Genomic DNA, 17,118 nt, shown 5'->3' with positions numbered 1-17,118 from the left:
TCTTTGGGGCGCGGCGTGGAGTCTTTTGTTGTCAGCCAGCAATACCAGCAGCGTTATGGCATTCGCCGGTTGTTGGTGCTGAGCGGTCGTTCTGACTGGTGCGGTGCTCAGGCCCAGCGCCTGAGTAGTCTGTTGCCGGGCGACTGGCTGTGGATAAGCGCATCGACGCCCAAAGGTGTGACTGCACTGTCGGCTTCGAATGTGCGTGGCGTGCTGGGCCGGGAATTTTTACATGCGGTATTTGATGCTCGTGACGGTCTGGATGCACAAGCGCTTGCGATACTGGCTGGTGCGCTCAAGGCCGGCAGTTGGTTGATCCTGTTATCTCCGCAATGGAACCATTGGCCCGATTATCCGGATACTGACAGTCTGCGCTGGAGTGAGCAACCAGAACCGATTGCTACGCCCCGGTTTATCCGACACGTACAGCGTCAACTTATGGCTGATGACGATGTTGTACTGTGGCGTCAGCAGGATGCCGAGCCGGTAATCATGCCCCCCGGTTGTCGCCCAGATTGGCTACCTGCTACTGGCGAGCCGACATTCAGCCAGCACACTGTAGTGCAGCAATTGCTTCACACCACCTGTGCGGTATCTGTGATTATCGCGCCGCGTGGTCGCGGCAAATCGACGCTGGCAGGTATGCTGGCAAGTCAGTGTCAGGGTGGTTGCTGGGTAAGTGCCCCCTCGCGTGCTGCAGGCGAGATTTTGCTGCGGCAGGCAGGGGAAGCCGCGACGTTTTGGGCGCCGGATGCGCTATTGGCGTTCTGTCAGCAGCATGACACGCTGCCGGTGGACTGGCTGTTGATCGATGAAGCGGCGGCTATTCCTGCACCGATATTGCAAGCATTGCTGCCGTTTTTCCGTCGGTTGGTGATGACGACTACGGTGCAAGGGTATGAAGGAACAGGGCGGGGTTTTCTGCTTAAGTTTTGTGCGTCACTACCGGACTGGCGGGCTATCGAACTGACGGAACCGCTGCGCTGGGCACAGCAAGATCCACTGGAGAAGATAGTGGATAGGATGATGCTGTTTGATGCGGAAAAACAGGTGCCAGAACGGCTATGTGGCGTCTCCTTTGAGATTCGACATGAGCAACGCGATGACTGGCTGAGTCAGCCTGAGCGTCTGGAAGGCTGCTATGGGCTGCTCTGCAGCGCCCATTATCGTACCTCACCACTGGATTTACGCCGCTTGCTGGATGCTCCCGGCATGTATGTCGCCAGCGCTTGTGTGGATGCGAGGGTGGGAGGCGTTATCTGGCTGGTGGATGAAGGCGGTTTGCCGGAGACGCTGGCGCAGGATGTCTGGGCTGGGCGACGACGTCCGAGAGGCAATCTGGTGGCGCAGTCGCTGGCGGCTCACGGCAACCAGTGGCGGGCACCGGTGCTGCGATCGCGCCGCATTAGCCGCATCGCGGTGCTGGCATTGCATCGAGGTCAAGGTATCGGGCAGGCACTGGTACGTGATCAACAGCAACAGGCTCGGCAGGAGCGGCTGGATTTTCTGTCAGTCAGTTTCGGTTTTCAACCTGAGCTGTGGCGGTTCTGGCAGCGTTGTGGGTTCCAGTTGGTGCGTATTGGTAGCCACATGGAGGCCAGCAGTGGGTGCTATAGCGCGATGGCATTGTTGCCGCTCAGTGATGAGGGGAGCGCGTTGGCAGTGTCCGCACATCGGGAGCTGCTCCGGGATTGGTTCTGGTTGCGACATAATATTCCGTTAGCATTGGATTTGCCGTTGGTGGCAGAGCAGGTGCTCACTGGGGATGACTGGCGCAATCTGGCAGGGTTTGCTTTGGCCCACCGCCCACCAGAAGCCTGCCAGGGGGCATTATCTCGCCTGATAATGCATTCGCCGATGGCATTGACCGCGCTGAGGTTGTGGCTTGAGCAAGGGCAAAGCATGGCGGAGTGTGTGCTCCAGCTCCAACTGGCGGGGAAAAAAGCGCTGCTCCAGCGCTGGCGTACCGAAACAGCTCAGGCGCTGCGTCAGATAGACGACGCTGCATGGCAACACTGGCATGACATTCTCTTACCATGATATTACTTCATTATAATATTATTTTATAATGATATTTCTTTATATCGAAATAAGTGGTTTTCTTTTCCTAATTTATTTCAAGTGGTAGCGATCACAATTTTGTAGTTCGATTTGTGGTTTGGCCAGCTGATTTTCTGCGTTCATATACACTGATCCTGATACAGGATAATGGAATAACCTGTTCAATAAACCTCAATATTGACCCGCTATCGAGGAGCGTATAGTGACAACTGAACACGTTTGAAAATAGCCGGTTTCCCCTGAAGGTAACCGCAGGAGAGGCGATATGAAGCATGACTATTTTGTGGTGCAAAATCCACCTGCACCTAAGCAGTTGTTTTTACTATTTCATGGCGTAGGCGACAATCCGGTTTCCATGGGGCAAATTGGCCGTTATTTTGCTGACTCGTTCCCTATGGCACAGGTTATCAGCGTTGGTGGCCCGGAAGCAGTAGGGCTAGGCGAAGGACGGCAGTGGTTTTCGGTACAAGACGTTACAGAAGATAATCGTGGTCGCCGCGTTAACGCCGCTATGCCGCGTTTTATCGAGACTGTACGCTACTGGCAGAAAACGATGGGAATCGACTATTCCCACACGGCGCTGATCGGTTTTTCTCAAGGAACGATTATGATCCTTGAAGCGCTGAAAGCGGAGAAGAATCTGGCCGGGCGAGTTGTCGCATTCAGTGGTCGTTTTGCTGCTCTGCCGGATCAGCCGTTTTATGACATCGTCGTTCACCTGATTCATGGCGAGGAAGATCCGGTAATTACAGTGGATCATGCCCGTCAGGCGGCACAGAGTTTGCGAGCGCAAGGCTCAGATTTTACGCTGGATCTGGTGCCGCAACTGGGACACGCCATTGATAATCGCATGATGGAATGCGCACTGGATCGGCTGCATCATTACATCCCGAAACGCTTCTGGGATGAGGCAGTGATGGGCGCTCGCGGTGAACTGGTGGCATTCCGTTAAGGGACTGACAGCGGGGGTTGTAGCTCTCAACAAGGCGAATGCCATAAATAACAAGGCCGGGTTACCTTCAGGTTTCCCGGCCTTCTATATTTTCAGGGGACGGAGTCAGGGTTTTTTCTGCGGCCAATCGTCGTCTTCGTCCCACTGTGCATTATTGTCACGGTGCGGCGGTAACGGTGGTTTGTTATGCAGAAAACGCTTATGATCAAGACGGCGCAGTTCCTTGATGCCGTTAACCAGCATCCCCAGTAGTACCAGCAGTATCACCCACCAGTAATCAGCCAGCCATCCCATGGTCGTTCCTCATTATATTCAGATAGTCAGTATCAGCGGATGCATTGCGTATCAACAGACAGTATAAAGCGCTGGAACAACATCGGTAGGTTTGGCTCCAGCCAGCGTCGACCAGCAATATCTTCCCCTTGCCAGGCTTGTAAGATGCATTCAGGCGTTAGCTGAGACATGGCGAGCCGGGCCAGAGGCGCGTAGCTGAGATGCCAGGGTTCTATGGCTACGCCGCCATTATCCTGAGCGAATGGGCGGTAAAAGCCGAAAGCGGCCATGTGCCCGGTCAGCCAGTCGCTAAGTTCGGCAAAATAACCACCAGCCTGGTATTCCCATGGTTCCAGTTGCAGTTTTTGGCCGACGGGCAATTGGTCAGGGTCATAGATATCCAGATCGCTGCCCCAGTGGTGACGGCTGCTGCCCGGTAACGCCGACCAACGCAGGATTGCCTCGCAACGCGTGCCTTCGTCCAGCGTGAGCGCGTCTATCGGCTGGCTGTGCTGATCTAGCAGTGGGCGCAGGCCGGTGAACTTGCCGTTCCAGATGTGACGTTGACGTTCGAAATCCCGAAATGTACTGGCAGGTTGTAGATTGAAGCCATCTTGTCGCGCCGCCTGCTGCATGGCAGTAAACGCTGCGACCGCTTCAGGTTGCAGGCGATGCGATTTGCTTAGCACCACCAGATGGCTGTCGCTTTTGCCAGTCAGGCAGGCGGGGGACATCATGCGACCAATTGCTCCATAATGCGTTGGTACATACGGCTTAGTAGTTGCAGATCGGCAGCGCTGACGCACTCGTCAACTTTATGAATAGTGGCATTGACCGGTCCCAGTTCCACCACTTGCGAACCCATACGGGCGATAAATCGGCCATCAGAGGTTCCACCGGTAGTCAGGAGCTGCGGAGTGATTTCACTGTAGTGCTCAACGGCGTTGACCACTGCATCCACCAGTTCACCGCGACCTGTCAAAAATGGATGACCGGACAACTGCCATTCCAGCGTGTAGTTGAGCTGGTGGCGATCCAGCAAGGCTTTGACCTGCGCTTTAATAAGTTCATCGGTCAGCTCAGTGCTAAAACGGAAATTGAACTGGACATACAGTTCGCCGGGAATCACGTTATTACTCCCCGTGCCTGCGTTGATATTAGCTATCTGCATACTGGTAGGTGGGAAAAATTCGTTGCCCTGATCCCAGACCGTTTCCACCAGTTCATTCAGTGCGGGCATAGCACGGTGCACAGGATTGTCTGCCAGATGCGGGTAAGCGACATGCCCCTGAACGCCATGAACCCGCAGATTGGCAGTGATCGAACCACGCCGGCCATTTTTCACCACATCACCAACCCGTTCGGTACTGGACGGCTCGCCTACCAGACAGTAGTCCAGCCGTTCCTGACGCGCCATCAATGCTTCCACAACCTTGACAGTACCGTTGACGGCACTGGCTTCTTCGTCAGAGGTGATGAGAAATGCCAGGCGTCCCTGATGATTAGGGTGCGCCGCGACAAACCGTTCCGCCGCTACGACCATTGCCGCCAACGAGCCTTTCATGTCTGCTGCACCACGACCATACAACATGCCGTCACGGATAGTGGGTTCAAACGGTGGGGTCTGCCATTGGCTTTGATTACCAACAGGCACGACATCGGTGTGACCGGCAAACGCCAGTGTCTTTCCCTGACCACGCCAGGCCCAGAAGTTTTGGGTATCGCCGAAGTCCATCTTTTCGATGCTAAAACCAATGGCTTGCAGACGTTCGATCATCAGCGCCTGACAACCGGCGTCATCGGGGCTGAGGGACGGGCGTTTGATGAGTTGCTGGGCCAGTTCAATTACCGGGCAGGACATGTGAGGTGTTCTCCGTAAAAAAGTGCTGATAGCTGTCATCGCTGAAACCGATCATCGTTTTTCCGTCATCGGTTACCAGCAATGGGCGTTTGATCAACGCGGGTTGCTCCAGCATAACAGTTTTTGCCGCTGCTTCGTTGGTGATGGTGTTACGATACGTCTCTTCCAGTTTGCGCCAGGTGGTGCCGCGGGTATTCAGCAAGGGTTGCCAGCCAATGGCATCAATAAAGGATTGCAAGCGCTCTATGTTCAACCCATCTATGCGGTAATCATGAAAACGGTAATCGATTTTATGGTCTTCCAACCAACGTCGCGCCTTTTTTATGGTATCGCAATTCTTAATGCCGTACAGGATGATGGCCATATGTTTTAAATCCGTTATTTTTCATGTTTTAAGGAAAAAAAGCATACCTTATAAAGGCGATATACGGCATTTTATTAAAATTATCTTAAGAAATCATAGGGTTGGATTGATTGGTGATATTGCAGAAATGCGAAGGAGAGCACATTTCTGCGCCCCAAGGCCTTTATCTTGGTCAAAAAAGAAGCGTATAATAACCCTGCAAGACAACAAAAAGCTTACGAGGTTACTATCATGATCGAGATTGAACTCAACAACTGGAAAAGCTTCATCGACGCAATGCTGCGTAAGTAATTGCTGATGTATTTAGACTAGTACAAATTTATTTACTGTCATTAGTCACCAGGTCCCTTATTGAGCACCGCCAAAGCAGCAACCTACGGGTTGCTGCTTTTTTTATGTTGCTCGTTATGTTTTTAATGGCCTGATTTTTAAAAATTAATTTTTGCTTAAGGTGGTTGTGTTATACGTACATTCCCGCATTTTACCCTGTTTTTTTCTTCTCATTTTTGTGATGAGTGTCGCTATTTTTTTCTCATGTTTTTCTGACCGCCAGCGTGGAGACTGATGGTTAAATGAGGAAACCTGAATAAATAAAAGAGGCTATTATTCGTATTGGTTGTTACTTGTACAGGTATGATCTGGAAACTGTCTCTCCAGTATTTTTCCTGTCATTTTGAACATAGGCAGTACCTACTATCCCCACGATTCGTTACGCTTTGGTCTAATCGCTGTGCTCACCTATAGGGAATCTATTGTGTTGCCCTTCTAACATACGTTGCATAGTGGTTGTCGGACTTCCCGTGTTCCTGCTGGCTGAGCTAATTGCAACTATTCTGATAGATCCTGAATGTTAAAATGTGGTCGAGACTGATAAATCTGTGGGGTGAATGGAGTCAGTTCGCTTTTTTATCATGTTTTATCACTTTTTGATGATGTTCGGCTGGACAAATGCGCCGCTACTTGCTGTACTGTATTTGACACAGATTTTGTGTCGTTCATTCATGTAAAGGTAAGTTTGATGTCTAAGATTAAAGGTAGCGTTAAGTGGTTTAATGAGTCCAAAGGATTCGGTTTCATTACTCCGGAAGATGGCAGCAAAGACGTGTTCGTTCACTTTTCTGCTATCCAGAGCAACGGTTTCAAAACCTTGGCTGAAGGTCAGCGTGTAGAGTTTGAAATCACCAGCGGCGCTAAAGGACCTTCTGCTGCTAACGTTATCGCTATTTAATTATACCGATTTCCTAAAAAACCCGCCTTATGGCGGGTTTTTATTTTGTATTTATCTACCTTCCTCAGTGGGCACTCAGCCAGCCCATAAGCGCAAACGCCAGCGCCGTCATCATCAGTGAGCCAAGCACATTTATCAGTAAATTGAACAGTGCTGCGGCCCATTCGCCACTTTGCAGCAACGTCACCATCTCGTAGGAAAACGTAGAGAACGTTGTCAGACCACCGCAGAAACCGGTTGTGAGTAACAGCTTCCAGTGGGGAGGGAGGTCAGGTTGGCGCACGAAATACCCCATAGCCGCACCAATAATGAAGGCGCCGAGCAGGTTTGCCAGCAATGTGCCGGCGGGGATCTGGGGAAACAACGTATTAAAGCGTACGCTTAATTGCCAGCGTGCAACGCTGCCAATGCCACCACCAATAAAAACAGCAAGTAACGTACTGTACATAGTCACCTTTTCATTCAGGGGTAAGTTAGGCTACTCTCGAAAGGGCATGTGCGATGCCGATTGAGTGAATTTGCAGACATCATCAGCCGAAAGGGCGGTTATGGAGGAATGTCATCTCCGTTACTGGCGACAAGAGTTTACCCACATGCTGGTGTTTTTTGTAGCGGTGGTAGTTTTACTAAATGTATCTGCTGGTTATGAAGGAGCATGATATGAAAGTAGCGCTCGGCCAATTTGCAGTACAGCGTCTATGGCAAGACAATGCCCAGATCTGCATAACATTAATGGATCAGGCTGTGTCCGCAGGGGCTGATTTGCTGGTGCTGCCAGAAGCAGTGTTGGCTCGTGATAATTCGGACCCGGAATGGGGCGTGGGGTGCGCTCAGCCGATAAACGGCCCTTTTGTTAGTCAACTGCTGGCTGCCAGCCAGTCGCTGGATCTCAGCATGGTATTTACCCTGCATACCCCGGCTGCAGATGGTCGTGTGCACAATACATTGCTGGTTATTCGACGCGGCGAAATCCTGGCTCATTACCATAAGCTGCATTTATATGACGCTTTTACGGTACAAGAATCCCGCCGGGTGACGCCGGGCATATCGTTACCACCAGTGGTAGAGATTGCGGGAATGCGTGTCGGGTTAATGGTATGCTACGACATCCGTTTTGCCGAGATGGCGCGCCAACTGGCGGTCAGCGGTGCCGATGTACTGGTGGTGCCGGCTGCCTGGGTGAAAGGTCCGCACAAGGAGTCGCACTGGGCGTTGCTGGCTCGAACGCGGGCGTTGGAGAATACCTGTTATCTGGTGGCAACAGGAGAGTGTAGCGACAGGAATATTGGCAATAGCATGGTGGTGGACCCAATGGGCATCATCATTGCTCAGGCTGCCGAGCAACCTGAATTGTTGTTGGCGGAGTTGACGCTGGAGCGTATTCAAGCTGTTCGTCACCAGTTACCTGTTCTACATCACAATCGCTTCAAGCCGCCTGTATTAAGATAACAGCAAGGCTATTTATTGGTATTATTGGTATCGGATAAAAAGCAGCGACTGATGATGGCATCTTACTTTGTTACAAAGTACCATTGTCTTATCCGGTAGATCGATTTACAAAGAAATGAATTAAAGCGCAACTTGGCTTTTTCAGTTCACATTATCAGGTAGGTATGTATGGAAGGTATCAGTATTGCCAAGCTTTTAGTAATTGGCGCCTTGATTGTTCTGTTGTTCGGCACCAATAAACTGCGCAGTCTGGGTGGTGATCTGGGAGCGGCTATCAAAGGCTTTAAGAAAGCTATGAATGATGATCAGCCAGCGGCGAAATCTTCCGCTCAGGATGAACATCATACTGCTATCAGCGAAAATCGCCCTAAAGAATAATCGCGTACGCTGACAGGTACCAAACAAAAAGCGGAGGGTTTTGCCCATCCGCTTTTTGTGTCTTTTATGATTTTGGTAAGACAAGCGTTGTAGACGATAGCCCACTATTTCACTTCAATCCCTTTGGCTTGCAGATCCGCATGATAAGAAGAACGAACGAATGGGCCGCAGGCCGCATGGGTAAAGCCCATTGCCAGAGCTTCTGCTTTCATTTCTTCAAATTCTTCCGGCGGCACATAACGCTGCACTGGCAGATGGTGACGACTCGGTTGCAGGTATTGCCCCAGCGTTAACATGGTTACACCATGACGACGCAGATCGCGCATTACGTCCAGAATTTCATTATTGGTTTCACCCAGACCTACCATCAGGCCGGATTTGGTCGGAATAGTCGGATGGATTGCTTTGAATTTCTCCAATAATTTCAGCGACCATTCATAATCGGCACCTGGACGAACCTGACGATAGAGGCGCGGCACGTTCTCAAGGTTATGGTTAAACACGTCTGGCGGCGTGGTAGTCAGAATATCCAACGCACGATCCATACGACCACGAAAATCCGGCACCAGCGTTTCGATTCTGATGCTTGGGTTTTTACGACGTATCGCGCTGATGCAGTCGGCAAAGTGCTGAGCGCCGCCATCACGTAGATCGTCGCGATCAACCGATGTGATGACGACGTAGCGCAGCCCCATATCATGGATGGTTTGAGCCAGTTTTTCTGGCTCGTTGGCATCGGGTGTCAGCGGGCGACCATGGGCAACATCGCAGAATGGACAACGGCGGGTACAAATGGCACCAAGGATCATGAATGTGGCGGTACCGTGATTAAAACACTCCGCCAGGTTAGGGCAGGACGCTTCCTCGCAAACCGAGTGCAGACCATTGCGGCGCATGGCGTCCTTGATGCCCTGAATCCGGCTGGAATCCGCAGGTAGTTTTATCTTCATCCATTCTGGTTTGCGGAGCATTTCCTGACGCTCGGTGGCGACGGTGCGCACCGGGATCAGGGCCATTTTGTCTGCATCGCGGTATTTGACGCCACGTTCGATCTGAATCGGTTTACTCATGGTTGCGTAATTTCCAGTTCTGAATCGCTGTTATGAATTTATCTAAAATTCATTGGATTACGTGAGTTATTAAAATTTTTTTTAAAAAACTCACAAAATTATATCATCTTTGCGCTCTGGCGAGCAGTCACAGAGCAACAAAATGCAGAAGCAATGTAAATAAAATGTAATTAACGACCTGAGCTTACGCTATGCCCGGTACTTTGCGGGTGTGGTTCTCCCTGCTGCGGCCAGTTCCAGTCCAACCATTCCTGGTGCTGGTAGCCCAGCAGATCCATAAACGCTTTCACCATGACTGGAGCCGTGTTAGTCAACGTTGCGTCGGGAGCCAGTTCACTGAGCTGGGTCATGCTCATGCCGGCATAGCCACAAGGATTGATGCGCAGGAAAGGAGACAGGTCCATGGCAATGTTCAGTGCCAGACCATGGAATGAACAACCATGGCGGATACGTAAGCCCAGTGAACAAATTTTACGCTCACCGACATAGACGCCGGGAGCATCGGGACGGGCGTGCGCATCAATCGCAAAATGTGCCAGTGTATTAACGACGGTATTCTCGATAGCGGTTACCAACTGGCGTACGCCAACCTTACGGCGTTTGATATCAACAAGCACATACATGACCTGTTGACCTGGACCGTGATACGTAACCTGGCCACCGCGATCACTCTGAATCACCGGAATATTGCCGGGCATCAGCACGTGTTCGGCTTTTCCCGCTTGTCCCTGAGTGAAAACGGGCAGATGCTGCACCAGCCATAACTCATCAAGACTGTTGCTGTCCCGTTGCTCGGTAAAAGTGTGCATAGCCTGCGACACCGGTTCGTAAGGCTGTACGCCCAACTGGCGCACGATGATCGTGTCACGTACTATGATCGTATCCTGTTGCAAAAGTGTCATCGTCGGGTGAAGAAGAAATAAACGTAATTATAGCGGGGGGATGCTGGAGCGAATAGCGGTTTCCTTACTTGTCTCCGGATAAAGGAGACAAGGTCGGAGAGTCGGGCGCATTACAGTACTACACGCACGATATCAATATTTCCCAGTTCTTCGTACAGTGTCTCAACCTGCTCAATATGGGTGGCGATGATAGTGATCGACACTGAATGGTAGTTGCCTTTGGTGCTGGGCTTAACTTGTGGGGTGTAGTCACCGGGAGCATGGCGCTGAACCACTTCCACAACCTGATCTACCAGCTCCGGTTTTGCCAGCCCCATGACCTTGTAGGTAAATGAGCATGGAAATTCAAGCAATTCGTTGAGTTTGGTTTTCATGGTGACTCCAGAGTTATTCATTAACACAGAAATTATTACTCCCGCCGAAGCGGGAGTGTTAAGTATGACTTAAAGATGGTCGATCAATCCTTAAGTGAGCAACATAAGGGTGATTGCTCAGGATTCAAGGGGGATCAACTGAACCAGCGGTGGAACATCAATTTGATGTAATCGAACAGACGTCCGAAGATACCGCCTTCTTTGACTTCGTTCATCACTACCAGTGGACGCTGGTCGATCACCTTGCCATCCAGTTGGAAGTTAATAGTACCGACCACTTGGTTTTTAGCCAGTGGCGCATGTAGCTCTGTATTGGTGAGAACATAACTGGCTTTCAGATCTTTCATGCGACCGCGTGGGATAGTGATGTAAACATCTTTATCCACACCCAACGATACCCGATCACTATTGCCGAACCAGACCGGTTCGGATGCAAATTCTTTACCGGTTTTCAGCGGCGCTACGGTTTCAAAGAAGCGGAAACCCCAGGTCAGTAGTTTTTTACTTTCTGCTTCACGCCCTTTGAAAGTACGCCCTCCCAGAACCGCGGAGATCAGGCGCATCTGGCCTTCGGTTGCAGAGGCTACCAGATTGTAACCGGCAGATGACGTGTGGCCGGTTTTGATGCCATCAACAGCCAGGCTGCTATCCCACAACAGGCCATTGCGGTTCAACTGGCGGATATTGTTGAAGGTAAATTCTTTCTCTTTATAGGTTGCGTATTCGTCCGGTACATCACGAATCAACGCCTGACCAATCAGTGCCATGTCACGGGCTGAACTGAATTGTCCTTCCGCATCCAGACCATGAACGGTTTTGAAGTTGGTATTCTGCAATCCCAATGCCTTGACGTAACCATTCATCAGGTTGACGAACGCATCCTGACTGCCTGCCACGTAATCTGCCATGGCTACACAGGCATCGTTGCCGGATTGCAGAATAATCCCTTTGTTCAGCAAATAAACCGGCACTCGATCACCCGGTTTGAGGAACATCAGTGAGGAACCCTGAAAATCAGGGTTGCCGGTAGCCCAGGCATCTTTGCCAATCGTTACGACGTCGTTCGGGCTGATTTTTCCGGATTTAATCGCCTGACCGATTACATAACTGGTCATCATTTTGGTCAGGCTGGCAGGGTTGCGACGGGTGTCGGCGTTCTTTTCCGCCAGTACTTTACCTGAGTTGTAATCAATCAGGATGTACGCTTCGGCATCAATATCCGGGACGGCAGGAATCATGGTTTTCAGATTAATGTCGTCTGCGTAGGCGAATGTGGATGCACTAATGGCGAGCAAGGTGCCGAGCGCAATACGTTTGGTAAAACAAGACGTGATTACTGTTTTCATGATTGGAACAACAACATCCGTGGGTATAAGTTAAAAAACGAGCCACACTATAGCAGATGAAAATCGGGGCGGCACCAGACAATGCGTTACGCGATTTTGCCGATCACCGAAGGCGACATGGTTATCGCTTGTGTGGATAAAGAAAGAGGGAATTTATCCCTCTTTCGACTGTAAATTCGTTACTGTGCACCAGACACGGTAGTGACAAATGACGGTTGCTGCGCTTCGCTGGAAAGGCGCTGTTGCAGGTCGACAGCTTGCTGACGGCTCTGGAATGGGCCTAACTGAATTCGGTACAAGCCGTTATTCAGAGTGATTTTTCCGGGAACGCGAAAACGTTCGTTCAGGCTCTTGAGCCAGGTTTGCGCTCGTTGTTGGTCACTCAGTGCGCCGACTTGTACCACAATGTTGCCGGAACCGGCTGGGATGGCTGATTGTGACAATGGGCGTGATGGTGCGGCAACCGGCGCTACGGCAACCGGTGCTGAATGCGTTGAGACCGGTTCCGACCCTTCCAGTACGCCGCTGGGCAATGGCTTAGGCGCACCGAGGAAACTGCCTGTGGTCGATGAGCCAGCGCTATTGACCGACGTAGTGCCGCTAACGATGCTGTTGCCACTATTTGATGATGGAGCCAACGTAGCATTACTGATTGGTTTCACTGGGGCTGCGGTTGGCGGTGCGCTTTCCATCATCGGCGTTCCCAGACCGCTGGAACCCAGCGTCGGGCGTGACGGTAAGGCAAAACTCTGTTTGGCAACACGGGTGCCGATGGTTCCTGGTCCTGAAAGCGAGCCGTCCGGCGCGACGTTGATGAAATCTACTTTCACCTTGGTGTTGTTAGACAAGTTAAGGCGGTCTGCCGCGCCTTTAGTCAGATCGATGATTCTGCCCGGCGTATAAGGTCCACGATCATTGATGCGAACCACCAGTCGGCGGCCATTACTGAGGTTGGTTACACGCACATAACTGGGGATTGGCAGGGTAGGGTGAGCGGCGGCCATGGCATTGACATCAAATTCTTCACCGGTTGCTGTGCGGTTGCCGACAGACTCGCGATCATGCCAGGCGGCGAACCCGCTTTCACTGAAGTTTTCCGGATTTTTGACAATATGATAGGTTTTGCCATTCATGCTGTAATCCTGCATGTTGGCGGGGTTAAATGGTTCGTAACGCGGCTCCACGCCGCCGATTTCTTCCACCGGGCCGTTGTATGTCGTGGCCTGCGGTGAGTGAGTCTGAGGTTGCTCCGTCACGGCACAACCTGCCAGAGCCAGGCTGATCGCACCAATCCAAACCCAATCCTTACGCATTGCTCACCTCTATAAATTCTTGGATAACATTTTGCGGTGAGTGTGTATCGACATCACGATACCGAATCCCGCCATCAAGACCACCAGCGCCGACCCGCCATAACTGACCAGCGGTAATGGCACGCCGACCACCGGCAGAATACCACTCACCATGCCGATGTTAACAAACACATACACGAAAAAGATCAGCATCAGGCCACCGACCATCACCCGGCCAAACGATGTTTGGGCATTGGCGGCAATCACCAGTCCACGCATGATCAGGAACAGATAGAGCGCCAGCAGGATCAGCACGCCGATAAGTCCTAACTCTTCTGCCAGCACGGCAAAAATGAAATCGGTATGACGTTCCGGCAAAAATTCTAACTGCGACTGAGTTCCTTGCAGCCAGCCTTTGCCAGAGAGGCCTCCGGAGCCGATAGCAATCTTCGACTGAATAATATGGTAGCCTGCGCCGAGCGGGTCGGTTTCTGGATCAAGCAGCATCATGATACGGTCGCGTTGATAATCATGCATCAGGAAGAACCAGAGCACGGGAATGAATGCGGCCAGCAAAATGGCGGCAATCGCTATCAACCGCCAGCTCATGCCAGCAAGGAACAGGACGAACAGACCAGACGCACAAATCAGGATAGCGGTGCCAAGGTCTGGTTGTGCGGCTACCAGCATGGTAGGGGCGAAGGTCAACACCAGTGCGATACCGGTATTTTTTAGCGACGGCGGGCACATGTCGCGGTTGATGTAGCGAGCTACCATCAGCGGCACGGCGATTTTGGCAATTTCCGATGGCTGGAAACGCACCACGCCTAAGTCGAGCCAGCGCTGCGCCCCTTTACTGATCTGACCAAAGACATCCACCATGACCAACAGAATAAAACAGAAAATGTACAGGTAAGGTGCCCAGCTCTCATAGACTCGCGGCGGAATTTGCGCCATGCCTATCATGACGACCAGCCCCAACACGCATTGGGCCGCTTTTCGCTCCATCATGCCGATGTCCTGTCCGCTGGCGCTCCACATGACGAACAGGCTATAGCCCAGCAACGCCATTACACACAGAAGGAAAGGCAGGTCAATGTGCATTTTGGTCCAGATTGAGCCTTTTTGTTGACTGTCTGTCATGGTGTCTCTACTCGGTTTCACTGCCCGGCGGCGACGGCGGCGCATCCGGCAGGTTGGTATTGTTGTCGCCCAGCATAATATGGTCGAGGATCTGACGCACAATGGTCCCGATGGCTGGCCCTGCACCGCCGTTTTCCAGAATGATGGACATGGCGACTTTCGGATTGTTGTAAGGGGCGAATGCCACCATCAGTTTGTGGTCGCGCAGTCGCTCGGCAATCCGGTTTGCGTTATAGGTTTCGTTTTCCTTCAGGCCGAAGACCTGTGCCGTACCTGATTTGGCGGCAATCTTATATGGCGCGTCAGCGAAGAACTTGTGGGCAGTGCCGTTAGGGCGGTTGGCTACGCCGTACATGCCGTCTTTGACAATCTCCCAGTAACCAGAGCGGATATCACCGATTTGCTGGTGTTGCGATTGACGGTATGGCACCTGAGTATTATTTTCCTGTGTGCTGTTGAGCAGGTGTGGTGTTTTCACCTGACCGTCATTAATAAGCGTAGTCAGCGCCTTGAGCATTTGAATCGGTGTTGCGGTCCAGTAACCCTGACCGATGCCGACAGGAATGGTATCCCCTTGGTACCAGGGTTTTTTATAACGCTTCATTTTCCATTCACGCGTCGGCATGATGCCTGGACTTTCTTCTTTGTCAGACAAATCAATCCCTGTTCGCTGCCCGTAACCAAATTTGTTCATCCATTCCGACAAACGGTCAATCCCCATGTCATAGGCAACCTGATAGAAGAAGGTATCAGCAGACTCTTCCAGTGATTTGGTCAGGTTTAAACGGCCATGTCCCCATTTTTTCCAGTCACGAAAACGTTTTTCTGAACCAGGCAGTTGCCACCAACCAGGGTCGAATAGCGATGTATAAGGAGTGATGACTCCGGAACTGAGCGCAGACACGGCAATATAAGGTTTGACGGTAGAAGCAGGTGGATAAACCCCTTGCGTCGCGCGGTTGATAAGTGGGCGGTTAGGATCATTTAGCAAGGCGTGGTAAGTCTTACTGGAAATGCCGTCCACAAACAGGTTCGGGTCATAGCTGGGTGTAGAGACCATTGCCAGAATAGACGCCTCTTTCGGGTCGGTCACTACTACAGCGGCACGGCTGCCCGTCAGTAGTTTTTCGATATAAAGCTGGAGATTGAGATCCAGCGTCAGGGTGATATCTTTACCGGCCTGTGGAGGCTGCTCGTGCAACTGACGGATCACGCGGCCACGGTTATTGACTTCCACTTCTTCATAGCCCGGTTTGCCATGCAGCACATCTTCGTAATAGCGCTCGATGCCGAGTTTGCCGATGTCGTGAGTCGCTGCGTAGTCTGCCAGCTTACCTTCCTGATCGAGCCGTTCCAGATCTTTATCGTTGATTTTGGAAACATAGCCGATGACATGGGTCAGGGCAGCACCGTAAGGATAGTAACGGCGTTGGTAACCTTTGACTTCCACACCGGGGAAACGGTACTGGTTGACGGCAAAGCTCGCCACCTGCACTTCGGTCAGACCGGTTTTGACCGGGATGGAAGTGAAACGGCGTGAGCGCTTACGCTCTTTTCTAAAGTTATCAATATCTTCATCAGTCAGGTCGATGACTGATTTGAGCGCCTGCAAGGTCTCTTCCAGATTGTTGACCTTTTCGGGAATCAGTTCCAACTGGTAGATGGTGCGGTTGAGTGCCAGAGGGGTGCCGTTGCGGTCATAGATGATGCCGCGGCTGGGGGCAATCGGCACCAGTTTGATACGGTTTTCGTTCGAGCGGGTACGATAATCGTCAAAACGTAAAACCTGCAGGTGGTATAGGTTAGCCACCAGAATACCGCTTAGCAGCAGAATACCCAGGAACGCGACCAGCGCCCGGCGTACAAATAGGGCTGCTTCAGCCGTATAGTCACGAAAGGGTTTACGTTCTATGTTCATCCAGCGATTGCTACTTCACAGGGTTCGTCATCTGCCTTACTCCCGATGGTAAGGATGATTAGTGGTAATGCTCCAGGCTCGGTACAAACTTTCCGCCACCAATACGCGCACCAGCGGATGCGGCAGCGTGAGTGGCGATAGCGACCAACTTTGCTCCGCAGCAGCCTTGCATTGAGGTGCCAGCCCTTCCGGGCCGCCAATCAGCAGGCTGATGTCGCGTCCGTCCTGTTTCCAGCGTTCCAGCTGTTGCGCCAACTGTGGCGTTTCCCAGCGTGAGCCAGGAATATCCAGCGTCACGATACGGTTGCCTTTACCTACGGCTGCCAGCATCAATTCGCCTTCGCGTTCCAGAATCCGTTTGATATCTGCGTTTTTCCCACGCTTACCTGCCGGAATCTCTACTAGTTCAAACGGCATGTCTTTAGGAAATCGGCGAAGATAATCGGTAAAACCTGTCTGCACCCAGTCAGGCATCTTGGTACCGACGGCGACCAGTTGCAGCTTCAT

At 51.6% G+C, this 17,118-nt stretch carries 18 protein-coding genes and 1 riboswitch; of the genes, 5 read left to right on the top strand and 13 right to left on the bottom strand.

The window, feature by feature from the left end:
* Nucleotides 1-15: 15 nt before the first annotated feature.
* Nucleotides 16-2,040: a tRNA(Met) cytidine acetyltransferase TmcA gene (locus Dpoa569_RS12980; protein WP_042873840.1), complete on the top strand. Its 2,025-nt coding sequence runs from the start codon at nt 16-18 to the stop codon at nt 2,038-2,040.
* A gap of 286 nt (nt 2,041-2,326) precedes the next feature.
* Nucleotides 2,327-3,013, top strand: a complete 687-nt coding sequence (gene ypfH, locus Dpoa569_RS12975; RefSeq protein ID WP_042869422.1) for an esterase — start codon at nt 2,327-2,329, stop codon at nt 3,011-3,013.
* 105 nt (nt 3,014-3,118) lie between these two features.
* Here ypfH and Dpoa569_RS12970 read toward each other — a convergent pair whose 3' ends face one another.
* The 4 genes from Dpoa569_RS12970 to Dpoa569_RS12955 are packed head-to-tail and all read right to left on the bottom strand — an operon-like array spanning nt 3,119 to nt 5,511.
* Nucleotides 3,119-3,307, bottom strand: coding sequence for a YpfN family protein (locus Dpoa569_RS12970; protein ID WP_042869424.1), 189 nt, complete (start codon nt 3,305-3,307; stop codon nt 3,119-3,121).
* A 32-nt stretch (nt 3,308-3,339) separates the two neighbouring features.
* Nucleotides 3,340-4,023, bottom strand: coding sequence for a M15 family metallopeptidase (locus Dpoa569_RS12965; RefSeq protein ID WP_146411424.1), 684 nt, complete (start codon nt 4,021-4,023; stop codon nt 3,340-3,342).
* Entirely contained in the window at nt 4,020-5,147 is a 1,128-nt protein-coding gene (gene dapE, locus Dpoa569_RS12960; RefSeq protein ID WP_042869426.1) for a succinyl-diaminopimelate desuccinylase, read from the bottom strand. Before dapE ends, Dpoa569_RS12965 begins: the two co-directional genes overlap by 4 nt.
* Nucleotides 5,128-5,511, bottom strand: coding sequence for an ArsC family reductase (locus Dpoa569_RS12955; protein WP_146411421.1), 384 nt, complete (start codon nt 5,509-5,511; stop codon nt 5,128-5,130). Before Dpoa569_RS12955 ends, dapE begins: the two co-directional genes overlap by 20 nt.
* 1,018 nt (nt 5,512-6,529) lie before the next feature.
* Here Dpoa569_RS12955 and cspE point away from each other — a divergent pair.
* Nucleotides 6,530-6,739 (top strand): transcription antiterminator/RNA stability regulator CspE, encoded by a 210-nt coding sequence (cspE, locus tag Dpoa569_RS12950; protein ID WP_009113827.1) that lies wholly within the window; start codon nt 6,530-6,532, stop codon nt 6,737-6,739.
* A gap of 64 nt (nt 6,740-6,803) precedes the next feature.
* On the opposite strand, the gene crcB is transcribed toward cspE, so the two are convergent.
* Nucleotides 6,804-7,187, bottom strand: coding sequence for a fluoride efflux transporter CrcB (gene crcB / locus Dpoa569_RS12945; RefSeq protein ID WP_042869433.1), 384 nt, complete (start codon nt 7,185-7,187; stop codon nt 6,804-6,806).
* 66 nt (nt 7,188-7,253) lie between these two features.
* Nucleotides 7,254-7,315: riboswitch (Fluoride riboswitch) on the bottom strand.
* An 84-nt stretch (nt 7,316-7,399) separates the two neighbouring features.
* Between crcB and Dpoa569_RS12940 the strand changes: the two genes are divergently transcribed.
* Together Dpoa569_RS12940 and tatE are read left to right on the top strand one after the other, a co-directional pair.
* Nucleotides 7,400-8,188, top strand: coding sequence for a deaminated glutathione amidase (locus tag Dpoa569_RS12940; RefSeq protein ID WP_042873841.1), 789 nt, complete (start codon nt 7,400-7,402; stop codon nt 8,186-8,188).
* Nucleotides 8,189-8,356: 168 nt separating this feature from the next.
* Entirely contained in the window at nt 8,357-8,566 is a 210-nt protein-coding gene (tatE, locus tag Dpoa569_RS12935) for a twin-arginine translocase subunit TatE (protein ID WP_042869435.1), read from the top strand.
* A 104-nt stretch (nt 8,567-8,670) separates the two neighbouring features.
* Here tatE and lipA read toward each other — a convergent pair whose 3' ends face one another.
* From lipA to rlmH, 8 genes are all read right to left on the bottom strand, one after another.
* Nucleotides 8,671-9,636: a lipoyl synthase gene (gene lipA, locus Dpoa569_RS12930; RefSeq protein ID WP_042869437.1), complete on the bottom strand. Its 966-nt coding sequence runs from the start codon at nt 9,634-9,636 to the stop codon at nt 8,671-8,673.
* A 170-nt stretch (nt 9,637-9,806) separates the two neighbouring features.
* Complete coding sequence (gene lipB / locus Dpoa569_RS12925) at nt 9,807-10,538, bottom strand: lipoyl(octanoyl) transferase LipB (protein WP_173024005.1); 732 nt, start codon at nt 10,536-10,538, stop codon at nt 9,807-9,809.
* 110 nt (nt 10,539-10,648) lie between these two features.
* A complete protein-coding gene (gene ybeD / locus Dpoa569_RS12920) occupies nt 10,649-10,912 on the bottom strand; it encodes a DUF493 family protein YbeD (protein WP_042869439.1) in 264 nt (87 codons plus the stop codon).
* Between the two features lie 134 nt (nt 10,913-11,046).
* Nucleotides 11,047-12,258 carry a D-alanyl-D-alanine carboxypeptidase DacA gene (gene dacA, locus Dpoa569_RS12915; RefSeq protein WP_042869441.1) on the bottom strand — a complete coding sequence of 404 codons (1,212 nt, stop codon included), beginning with the start codon at nt 12,256-12,258 and terminating at the stop codon, nt 11,047-11,049.
* Nucleotides 12,259-12,437: 179 nt separating this feature from the next.
* The gene (gene rlpA / locus Dpoa569_RS12910; RefSeq protein ID WP_042869443.1) at nt 12,438-13,571 is read right to left on the bottom strand and encodes an endolytic peptidoglycan transglycosylase RlpA; all 1,134 of its coding nucleotides are present in this window, start codon (nt 13,569-13,571) and stop codon (nt 12,438-12,440) included.
* Between the two features lie 9 nt (nt 13,572-13,580).
* On the bottom strand, nt 13,581-14,693 hold the full coding sequence (gene mrdB / locus Dpoa569_RS12905; RefSeq protein ID WP_042869445.1) for a peptidoglycan glycosyltransferase MrdB: 1,113 nt from the start codon (nt 14,691-14,693) through the stop codon (nt 13,581-13,583).
* Between the two features lie 7 nt (nt 14,694-14,700).
* Nucleotides 14,701-16,611, bottom strand: coding sequence for a peptidoglycan DD-transpeptidase MrdA (gene mrdA / locus Dpoa569_RS12900; RefSeq protein ID WP_042869447.1), 1,911 nt, complete (start codon nt 16,609-16,611; stop codon nt 14,701-14,703).
* Between the two features lie 36 nt (nt 16,612-16,647).
* Nucleotides 16,648-17,118, bottom strand: a complete 471-nt coding sequence (rlmH, locus tag Dpoa569_RS12895; protein ID WP_012883860.1) for a 23S rRNA (pseudouridine(1915)-N(3))-methyltransferase RlmH — start codon at nt 17,116-17,118, stop codon at nt 16,648-16,650.

Source organism: Dickeya poaceiphila (genome assembly GCF_007858975.2).
In the GTDB taxonomy this organism is placed as follows: domain Bacteria; phylum Pseudomonadota; class Gammaproteobacteria; order Enterobacterales; family Enterobacteriaceae; genus Dickeya; species Dickeya poaceiphila.
The sequence above is the reverse complement of the archived record's forward strand: the minus strand, read 5'-3'. Positions and strand labels throughout refer to the sequence as shown.

Bases quoted from the DNA above. Each gene is read 5' to 3' on its own strand.
- cspE (WP_009113827.1), top strand. From the start codon at position 6,530: ATGTCTAAGATTAAAGGTAGCGTTAAGTGGTTTAATGAGTCCAAAGGA.
- lipA (WP_042869437.1), bottom strand. From the start codon at position 9,636: ATGAGTAAACCGATTCAGATCGAACGTGGCGTCAAATACCGCGATGCA.
- lipB (WP_173024005.1), bottom strand. From the start codon at position 10,538: ATGACACTTTTGCAACAGGATACGATCATAGTACGTGACACGATCATC.
- ybeD (WP_042869439.1), bottom strand. From the start codon at position 10,912: ATGAAAACCAAACTCAACGAATTGCTTGAATTTCCATGCTCATTTACC.
- Dpoa569_RS12955 (WP_146411421.1), bottom strand. From the start codon at position 5,511: ATGGCCATCATCCTGTACGGCATTAAGAATTGCGATACCATAAAAAAG.
- dapE (WP_042869426.1), bottom strand. From the start codon at position 5,147: ATGTCCTGCCCGGTAATTGAACTGGCCCAGCAACTCATCAAACGCCCG.
- crcB (WP_042869433.1), bottom strand. From the start codon at position 7,187: ATGTACAGTACGTTACTTGCTGTTTTTATTGGTGGTGGCATTGGCAGC.
- Dpoa569_RS12970 (WP_042869424.1), bottom strand. From the start codon at position 3,307: ATGGGATGGCTGGCTGATTACTGGTGGGTGATACTGCTGGTACTACTG.
- rlmH (WP_012883860.1), bottom strand. From the start codon at position 17,118: ATGAAGCTGCAACTGGTCGCCGTCGGTACCAAGATGCCTGACTGGGTG.
- rlpA (WP_042869443.1), bottom strand. From the start codon at position 13,571: ATGCGTAAGGATTGGGTTTGGATTGGTGCGATCAGCCTGGCTCTGGCA.
- dacA (WP_042869441.1), bottom strand. From the start codon at position 12,258: ATGAAAACAGTAATCACGTCTTGTTTTACCAAACGTATTGCGCTCGGC.
- Dpoa569_RS12940 (WP_042873841.1), top strand. From the start codon at position 7,400: ATGAAAGTAGCGCTCGGCCAATTTGCAGTACAGCGTCTATGGCAAGAC.
- ypfH (WP_042869422.1), top strand. From the start codon at position 2,327: ATGAAGCATGACTATTTTGTGGTGCAAAATCCACCTGCACCTAAGCAG.
- mrdB (WP_042869445.1), bottom strand. From the start codon at position 14,693: ATGACAGACAGTCAACAAAAAGGCTCAATCTGGACCAAAATGCACATT.
- tatE (WP_042869435.1), top strand. From the start codon at position 8,357: ATGGAAGGTATCAGTATTGCCAAGCTTTTAGTAATTGGCGCCTTGATT.
- mrdA (WP_042869447.1), bottom strand. From the start codon at position 16,611: ATGAACATAGAACGTAAACCCTTTCGTGACTATACGGCTGAAGCAGCC.
- Dpoa569_RS12965 (WP_146411424.1), bottom strand. From the start codon at position 4,023: ATGATGTCCCCCGCCTGCCTGACTGGCAAAAGCGACAGCCATCTGGTG.